At 64.4% G+C, this 1,614-nt stretch carries 1 protein-coding gene; it reads right to left on the minus strand.

Features of this window, described 5'->3' with window-relative positions:
* Positions 1 to 364: 364 nt before the first annotated feature.
* Positions 365 to 1,270 carry a class I SAM-dependent methyltransferase gene (locus ACLMAJ_RS37990; RefSeq protein WP_412018759.1) on the minus strand — a complete coding sequence of 302 codons (906 nt, stop codon included), beginning with the start codon at positions 1,268 to 1,270 and terminating at the stop codon, positions 365 to 367.
* Positions 1,271 to 1,614 lie beyond the last annotated feature (344 nt).

The raw sequence follows: 1,614 nt of genomic DNA on the forward strand, positions 1-1,614 counted from the left end.
CGACGAGATGGCGATCATCCGCCCCAGCGCCGCCCAACTCGGCCTCACCGTCCAGATCGTCGCTTTGCAACACGAACCAGGATTCGACCACGAACAAGTCGTGTCGATCGATCCGCCCGCAGGAACACTTGCGCCACTGGCCGCACCGATCCGAGTGACCGTCAACTTCGAGAACTGACCTCGTTCCAGAGATTCCACTCGGCGGCCCTCGCCCTGGCTGCAACCTCACGCGATGCCGCCGAGAGCAGCCAGCCGACACCGGACCCCGCCCCCCTGACGACCGGTCGTCGAACCACTCACCGGCCACACCGACACGGTCGCTGAGGTGGCGTTCAGCCACCCAAATCGAGTGTCGCGGGCAGGATCAATGTGGTGGGGGTTGTATTGCGCCGGCTTTGGTGCAGGTGAACTGCATGACGTTGAGGCGGCCACGGCGGAAGTGGTCGGCGCACTCGGTCAGATAGCTGATGTAGGCGTTGTAGGTGTGTTGCCCGGCGAGTTCGATCGCCCGGTCGCGGTGCTCGTGCAAAGAGGTGGCCCACCTGTCCAGGGTGGTGGTGTAGTGGGATCCCAGTTCCTGAATGCGGGTGAGGGTGAATCCGGCGTCCTGCGCGTACTCGTTGATTCCCCTGGGGTTGTGGCCGGTTGATCGCGGGAGCTGGCTACTCGGGAAGACGGTGCCGCGTAGGAACGCGAATTCGGTTTCGGTCGTCAGGGCCGGTGCCTGGTGCGCTTCCGCGTGGTGCGGGTCATGGGCGACGACGGTTTGTACCAGCAGCACTCCGTCGTCGGGCATTATCCGGTAGGCGAAGTCGAAGAAGTCGGGGTATCGCTGGTGGTGGATGTGTTCGAGTGCGCCGATGCAGACGATGCGGTCTACGGGGCGGTCGAATTGTTGCCAGCCTTGCCGTCGCACACCGCCGTAGGGGCAGCCGCGGATGAGCCGGTCGACGAGGCGGTCTCGTACGTACCGGTGCTGGTTGCGGTGGGGCGTCAGCCCGATCGCATTGACGCCGTAGCTGTCCATGGCGCGCAGCATGGTCGAACCCCAGCCGCAGCCGACGTCGAGCAGGGTCATCCCCGGTCGCAGATCGCACTTGGTCAGTGCAAGGTCGATCTTGGCGGACTGGGCTTGCTCCAGGGTGTCGTCCGGGTGAGTCCAGTACGCGCAACTGTAGGTGCGAGTCCGGTCGAGGAACTGCGCGAAGAACTCGTCGGGTAGCTGGTCGCGGGACGGGATCTGACGGTCAACAGGGGCGTAACCGGTCATGGTGCGGGTCTTCCTTGCATGCAGGCCGAATCGTGTCGGTGCCCTCCCGCCATACAGCCGAGGTTGCACCGCCCTTCGGGACGCGATTGTCTGCGAGTCGTCGATCGGGCGGCTGGGGGCGCCCTGGGTCGGGTGGCATCCAGATCCCAGACTACAGATCTCACAGCTGCACGAAACGGTGCGTGAGCAACATTTAACCAGGCAGTAACTGAGTGCTCGTCAGAGAGACGCCGGTGCGTGACGAGCACGAAGCGCGGTCCGGTCCGGGTTATTGGCCCGAACTCGGTACGAAGGAGCCCTACAGACGATGGCATCCACACCTGACGACGCCACCGAGTAGCACC

The sequence above is a fragment of the Nocardia arseniciresistens genome, from assembly GCF_046764875.1.
In the GTDB taxonomy this organism is placed as follows: domain Bacteria; phylum Actinomycetota; class Actinomycetes; order Mycobacteriales; family Mycobacteriaceae; genus Nocardia; species Nocardia arseniciresistens.

Excerpts from the sequence above, each read along its gene's own strand:
- ACLMAJ_RS37990 (WP_412018759.1), bottom strand. The coding sequence starts at position 1,270 with ATGACCGGTTACGCCCCTGTTGACCGTCAGATCCCGTCCCGCGACCAG.